Here is a 6,355-nt window from a genome sequence, read left to right as displayed (position 1 = left end):
GGCGGGAGCCGCCGACGGCCACGCCGATCCAGTTCAGCAGGGTGCGCGTGCCTTCCTTGCGGACTTTCTCCGGCAGGTCTTCATGGCGCGCGTTGACGATGTAGCGCGCCAGCGTGCGGGTGACATCCTTGCCCGCTGCTGCGTTTGCCGCCGCCCCTGCAGCGGCCGCGGCCTTGTCGTCAGCGGATCTTGCCAGTTGTGTAAAGCCACCGGTGGTAGCAGCGATGGATGCGATGGCGCCGGCCTTCAACAGGCCGCGACGGTTGATCATGCTCATGAATTGCTCTCCTGAATGTCATTGTTGTAGTTCGCATACTGATGCGAACGTGGCGATCATCCCTGAACACGACCGGTATTAGAATTGCAAAAATCTTATACATTAATGCGTTCAACACATGAATATCGAACTCAGCGACCTGCGTGCCTTCATCGCCGTGGCCGAACGCGGCAATTTCAGTGCGGCCGCCGAAGAAATCCACCTGTCTCAGCCGGCTCTGTCGCGCCGCATCGCCAAGCTGGAAAGTACGCTTGGCGTACGCTTGCTGGAGCGCACTACGCGACGCGTCGATCTGACCGCGTTCGGACGCGATTTTGCCCGCAAGGCGCGCGAGTTGTTGAACGGATTCGATGAGTCCCTGCTCGGCGTGAGCGAGGTGGCGGCGCGCATGAGCGGCGAAGTGACCATCGCCTGTGTGCCATCGGCGGTGCGGTATTTTTTGCCGGAAGTCTTGCGCAAGTATCACGAAAAATATCCGCGTATTCTGATCCGCGTGCTGGATGAGGGCGCCAGCGAAGCCTTGTCCTGCGTGGTGCGCAGCGAAGCTGATTTCGGCCTGAACTACATCGGCGCGCAAGAAGGCAACATCGAATTCCAGCCGCTCCTGAAAGAATCCTTCGTCGTCGCCTGCCGCCGCGATCATCCACTGGCGCAGCGCAAATCGGTGACCTGGGCGCAGTTGCAGGAGTACGACTACATGTCGGTGGCCAAGGCCAGCGGCAATCGTTTCCTGCTGGATCTGGCGCTGGCGGATACGCCCGACCTGCCGCGTTCCTTTTGCGAGGTGCGGCATGTCATGAGCGTCGTGAGCCTGGTGGAAGCGGGCGTCGGCATCGCCGCCGTCCCGCGGCTGGCGATGCCGCCCGATGATCATCCGGTGCTGGTCAGCGTGCCGCTGGTGAAGCCGGCGGTGACCCGCACCATGGGATTGATTCGCCGCCGCGGCCTGGTGCTGTCATCGGCGGCGCAACAGCTGTACGACACGATAATGGCGCACACCGCCTGAATCGTCTGGCGTCAGGTTTATGCTGCCGAGGCCCGGGCTGCCGTGCGGCGTGCGGCGCTGCGCTTCATCAGCAGCGCGCCGACCACGAAGGCTGCCGCCACCAGGCCCAGATTGCGCGCCGAGCCGTCAGCGACAGTGATCGCGCCTGCGCTGGCGCCCAGCGAAAAGCCGAGATACATGAACGAGGCATTCAGCGACAGGGCGATCGGTGCGAGCTTGATGCCGGCGATGTGGATCAGGTTGGTTTGCTGCGCCGGATAAAACGCCCAGCCCGAAATGCCCCAGACGATGACCGACACGAATACCGGCAGCACCGCCACGTTGGCAGGCAGCAGATAAGCGATTGCAACCAGCGTCAGGAAAGCCGCGATCAGGAACATCAGCGCCGGACCGGTCACGCGCTGGAAACCGATGCGGTCGGCGACCTTGCCGCCGGCCATGACGCCGATGGCGGCCGAGATACCCCAGGCGAACAGCACATAGCCGACGTGCGTGCCGTGGATGCCGGTTACCTGATTGAGGTACAGGGCGAAATAGGTGTACATCGCGTAAGCGCCGGTTGCCCACAGCAGCGTGGTCAATAGCGCGCGCAATACCGCCGGATCACGTGCAGCCAGGACACGTTCGCGCAGGCTGGCGACCGGCAGGTTGGCGCCGATGCCGCGCGGCAGTCCGCGCAACAGGCCGATGGTTGCCAGCGCTGCCAGGAGCGCCACGCCGGCAAACGTCATGCGCCAGCTCAGCTTGTCGGCAATCACGGTGCCCAGCGGCGCGGCCAGTGCGACTGCCACGGTAATGCCGCCGCTGACCAGCGCCAGCGCGCTGCCGCGGCGTTCCGGAGCGACCAGTGCGCCGGCCAGCGCCATGGCGTTGGGCACGTAGAGACCGGCGGCAAACGCCAGCAGGATGCGCGCCGTCATCAGCGACCAGTAGCCGGTGGCCTGCCAGGCCAGCAGATTGGCCAGCGTGAACGCCGTCATCGCGCCGATCAGCAAACCGCGACGGTTGATGGCGCCGGTCAGCGCAGTCAGGATCGGCGAGCTGAGGGCGTACGCGGCGGTGAAGGCCACCACCAGTTGTCCGGCAACGGCGACGCTGACGCCCAGATCGCGGGCGACGGTCGGCAGGATGCCGGCGATCATGAAGCCTTCGGCGCCAACGGCAAAGGTGCCGAGCGCCAGCCAGTACAGCGGGGCGTTGCTACCCGCAGGAGGGGATGACGAAGTGGAAGATGTACTCATGGCGTTCTCGCAAAGTAGGTTTCAAATAAGTTGCAAACAAGTTTTAAAATGACCAGTCGTCTTAAATTTGATGAAAAAAGGCCGCCTCTCATCAAGGCGGCTTTACCGCAAATTCTTTGTCCTACTTCAGCATCTTGTTGAATACCAGATCCATGAACTGATCGAAGGCGTTCTTGTCGCGTTCCACACGCGTACGCAAGGCCGCGCCTTCCCATGCGTTGAGCAGAAAGCCGGCCAGCGCCTCGGGGCTCATCTGCGTCGGAATCGTGCCTTCCCTCTGGCCCGCAGCGATGGCATATGCCAGCTTGCCGGACCAGTTTGCATAAATCTTCACCAGCTCTTCGCGGATCAGCGCGCTTTGCTCCGACATTTCCGCGCTCATGTTGCCGATCATACAGCCATGCTGAAAGCCGCGATCCACCAGCCTGTCGTTGAGCGCCGTGAAATAACGGTGCAGGCGTTCCAGTGCAGGCATGGTGTCGTCCACCAGGATTTCGCGCACTTTGCTGCGGCCGGCGTAATACGCGACGATTTCCGCACCGAGCGCTTCCTTGCTCTCGAAGTGGTTGTAAAACGAGCCCTTCGGCACGCCTGCTTCGGTCGTGATGTCTTGCACGCTGCACGCGTTGTAACCACGCTCTGACAATAATTTCAGTGCGGCGTCGAAGATCTGGTCACGGGTATTTAACTTAGCCATGATCGAATAATATGACCAGTCGTCTTAAAAATCAATCGATACCAACCATGGTGTTGGAAAAACGCGATGTTGCCGCTCATTCATACGCTCTGACCGGCCGAATCAGCGCGTTTCTTGTCTTTGTGGAAACGTGGGGGCGGTCTCTGCGTCAGGTTTGTTCGCTTTGTGCAAGCACGTACTGTGCAATCGCCAGCGAAGACGTCAGTCCAGGCGATTCGATGCCGAACAGATTGATCAACCCGGCATAACCATGCCGCTCCGGTCCGCTGATGAGGAAGTCCTCTTCCTTGCTGGTGCCGGTGAGCTTGGGGCGCACGCCGGAATAACTGGCTTGCAGGGCGGCGTCCGGCAACGCCGGCCAATAGCGGCGTATCGACGCATAAAAGCGCTCCGAACGGCGCAGGTCGACGGCATAGTCCAGCGCGCGGTCGTCTTTGACGTCCAGCCATTCCACATCGGGGCCGAAGCGTGCCTGGCCGGCCAGATCGAGCGTCAGGTGGACGCCGAGTCCGCCGTCTTCCGGCAACGGATAAATCAGACGCGAAAACGGCGTCTTGCCGCTCAGCGAAAAATAATTGCCCTTGGCGAACCAGGCGGTCGGGATATGCTCCGGCGCCAGCCCCTCAAAGCAGCGCGCCAGTCTCGGCGCCGCCAGGCCGGCGGCATTGATGACCAGGCCGGCCGACAACTGCATCTGATCGCCGTCGGTCGTGACCACATCCAGCACGATGCCGCCGACAGTGCGGCGCGCCGCGACGACCTGGCTTTGCAGCGCCAGCATGGCGCCGTGCACTTCGGCATCGGCGAGCAACTGTTGCATCAGGCCATGGCTGTCGACGATGCCGGTGGAGGGCGAGAGCAGGGCGCCGACGCAATGCAACGCCGGCTCCAGTTCCCTGGCATGCGCGGCATCAATGGCGGTCAGGTCATGCACGCCGTTCTGTGCCGCATGCGCTGCAATCGCCTGCATGCGCTCGGCCTGTTCGGCACTGGTGGCGACCAGCAGCTTGCCGCAGCGCTGATGGGCGACATGGCGTTCTTCGCAATAGCGATACAACAGGATGCGTCCTGCGACGCACAGCCTGGCCTTGAGCGAACCCGGACGGTAATAGATGCCGGCGTGGATCACTTCGCTGTTGCGGGAGCTGATGCCGTTGCCGATGCTGTTGTCGGCTTCGACGATGACGACTTCGCGGCCGGCCAGTGCAAATGCGCGCGCGATCGCCAGGCCGACGACGCCGGCGCCGATGACGACACAGTCGATGCGGTCAGTCATGACCAGGGAAGCGAACGCCGATATCGCTCAGGCGGTCCGCTATGAGAAAAAGCTTGAACAAGGAATACTCCGATGCAAAACCGCTATTTTAGCGTGCCTGATGCGCTGCCGGCCGATGCGGAAATACAGTCGCCGTCCTGATGAGCATAGCCTGCACTAGGCGACTACCGGCAAGAATGTTATAAATGAAAAACATACTGGATCACGGCTTGCCAGCCCCACGCAGGGCCTCATCAAAACTCCTATCAAGAGCCCTGCTGCAATCCGATGACATGTATTTATGTTCATTCATTGCAAGACGATAATAAGACGGAGACATATGGCTCGATACAAGCGCTCTTCGACGGCAATTCTGGCGGCTGGTTTTGTCTTGCTCGCTTGTGTTTCACTGATCGGACTCGATGCCTGGCGCACCTGGCAGGCGCGCGCCATCGAGGAACGCGACGCCGGCGTATCGGTGACCAATATGGCGAAAGCATTGGCGCAGCATGCCGACGACACCTTCAAGGAAGCCGATACCGTGCTGATCGGCCTGCTCGAGCGCATCAGCGCCGACGGCACCGGCCCGGCGGCGCTGGAGCGCTTGCATCGCCTGCTGGTCATGCGCGTCAAAGAACTGCCGCAACTGGGCGGCATTTTCGTCTACGATCAGACCGGCCGCTGGATCGTCAATTCGCAGCCCGCGACCGACCGCAGTCTCAACAACGCCGACCGCGACTATTTCATCTATCACCGCGATCATGCCGATGCGGGTCCTTATGTCGGCGTGCCGGTCAAAAGCCGCTCCAGCGGCAAATGGATCGCCACCATCGCGCGCCGCATCAACAACGCGGACGGCAGTTTCGGCGGGGTGGTGCTGGCGACGATCGAGATGGACTACTTCCAGCGCTTCTACGCCAGTTTCAACATCGGCAAGTCGGGCGCCATCCTGCTCGCGCTCAACAACGGCACCATGGTGTTTCGCCGCCCGCTGCGAGAGGATTCGATCGCCAAAAGCATAGCGTCTGCATCGATATACCGGGACCATGCCTCACAGCACGCCAGCGGCATCGCCCTGATCAAATCTTCGCAAGACGGCGTGCTGCGCATCAACGGCTATACGCATCTGCAGACCTACCCGATGTTTGTTGCCGTGGCGCTGTCCAGGGACGAAGTGCTGGAGGAGTGGCGCACCGACGCCTACATGCACATGGCCGGCGTGCTGATGCTGGTGACGTGTTTTGCGGTGGTGGGACAGCGCATGGTGCGGCAGATCGACAAGCGCGCGATTGCCGAGGATGAGGCCAACGAAGCGCGCGCCCAGGTGGAAGCGCTCAACCGTACTCTGGAAAGGCTGGCCATGCAGGACGGCCTGACCGGGCTTGCCAATCGCCGCCATTTCGACGGTGCGCTGGCGCGCGAGCTGGGTCGGGCAATGAGAAAAGGCGAGAGCTTGTCGCTCATCATGATCGACGTCGACCACTTCAAGCTCTACAACGACATGTACGGTCACTTGTCCGGCGACGAATGCCTGCGCAAGGTCGGTCAGTCCATCCTGGCCGGCGAACGCCGTCCCGGCGATCTGGCGGCGCGCTACGGCGGCGAAGAATTCGCCATGATCCTGCCCAATTGCGATGCGGCGGGCGCGCTGGTCGTGGCGGAACATATCAGGCAGGAAGTGCGCCGGCAAGCCATTCCGCATGCGGCGAGTCCCGACGGCATTGTGACGATCAGCCTTGGCATCGGTTCATGCAACCAGGCCAGGCGCGGTGCAACAACGTCGAATCTGGTGGCGGCGGCGGATCAGGCGCTGTATCGCGCCAAGGCTGGCGGGCGCGATCGTGTGGAGGTTCAGGTCTGAGCGGTACAACTTGAAACG

At 61.9% G+C, this 6,355-nt stretch carries 6 protein-coding genes; 2 read left to right on the top strand and 4 right to left on the bottom strand.

Features of this window, described 5'->3' with window-relative positions; genetic code table 11:
• On the bottom strand, window positions 1-277 hold a 277-nt coding region (locus tag PMI16_RS26290), incomplete at its 3' end, for a twin-arginine translocation signal domain-containing protein (protein WP_007878859.1).
• Between the two features lie 118 nt (window positions 278-395).
• On the opposite strand from PMI16_RS26290, the gene PMI16_RS09410 reads away from it, so the two are divergent.
• Window positions 396-1,283, top strand: a complete 888-nt coding sequence (locus PMI16_RS09410) for a LysR family transcriptional regulator (RefSeq protein ID WP_007878858.1) — start codon at window positions 396-398, stop codon at window positions 1,281-1,283.
• Between the two features lie 17 nt (window positions 1,284-1,300).
• Here PMI16_RS09410 and PMI16_RS09405 read toward each other — a convergent pair whose 3' ends face one another.
• The 3 genes from PMI16_RS09405 to PMI16_RS09395 all read right to left on the bottom strand — a co-directional run bounded on the left by PMI16_RS09405 (window position 1,301) and on the right by PMI16_RS09395 (window position 4,497).
• A complete protein-coding gene (locus tag PMI16_RS09405; RefSeq protein WP_007878857.1) occupies window positions 1,301-2,524 on the bottom strand; it encodes an MFS transporter in 1,224 nt (407 codons plus the stop codon).
• Between the two features lie 121 nt (window positions 2,525-2,645).
• The gene (locus PMI16_RS09400) at window positions 2,646-3,221 is read right to left on the bottom strand and encodes a TetR/AcrR family transcriptional regulator (protein ID WP_007878856.1); all 576 of its coding nucleotides are present in this window, start codon (window positions 3,219-3,221) and stop codon (window positions 2,646-2,648) included.
• 148 nt (window positions 3,222-3,369) lie between these two features.
• On the bottom strand, window positions 3,370-4,497 hold the full coding sequence (locus PMI16_RS09395; protein ID WP_007878855.1) for an NAD(P)/FAD-dependent oxidoreductase: 1,128 nt from the start codon (window positions 4,495-4,497) through the stop codon (window positions 3,370-3,372).
• Window positions 4,498-4,816: 319 nt separating this feature from the next.
• Here PMI16_RS09395 and PMI16_RS09390 point away from each other — a divergent pair, with 319 nt between their 5' ends.
• Window positions 4,817-6,337, top strand: coding sequence for a GGDEF domain-containing protein (locus tag PMI16_RS09390; RefSeq protein ID WP_007878853.1), 1,521 nt, complete (start codon window positions 4,817-4,819; stop codon window positions 6,335-6,337).
• Window positions 6,338-6,355 lie beyond the last annotated feature (18 nt).

This window comes from Herbaspirillum sp. CF444 (assembly GCF_000282135.1).
Classification (GTDB): Bacteria; Pseudomonadota; Gammaproteobacteria; order Burkholderiales; family Burkholderiaceae_D; genus Herbaspirillum.
Note: the sequence above shows the minus strand (reverse complement) of the source record. Positions and strands in the feature narration are given on the sequence as shown.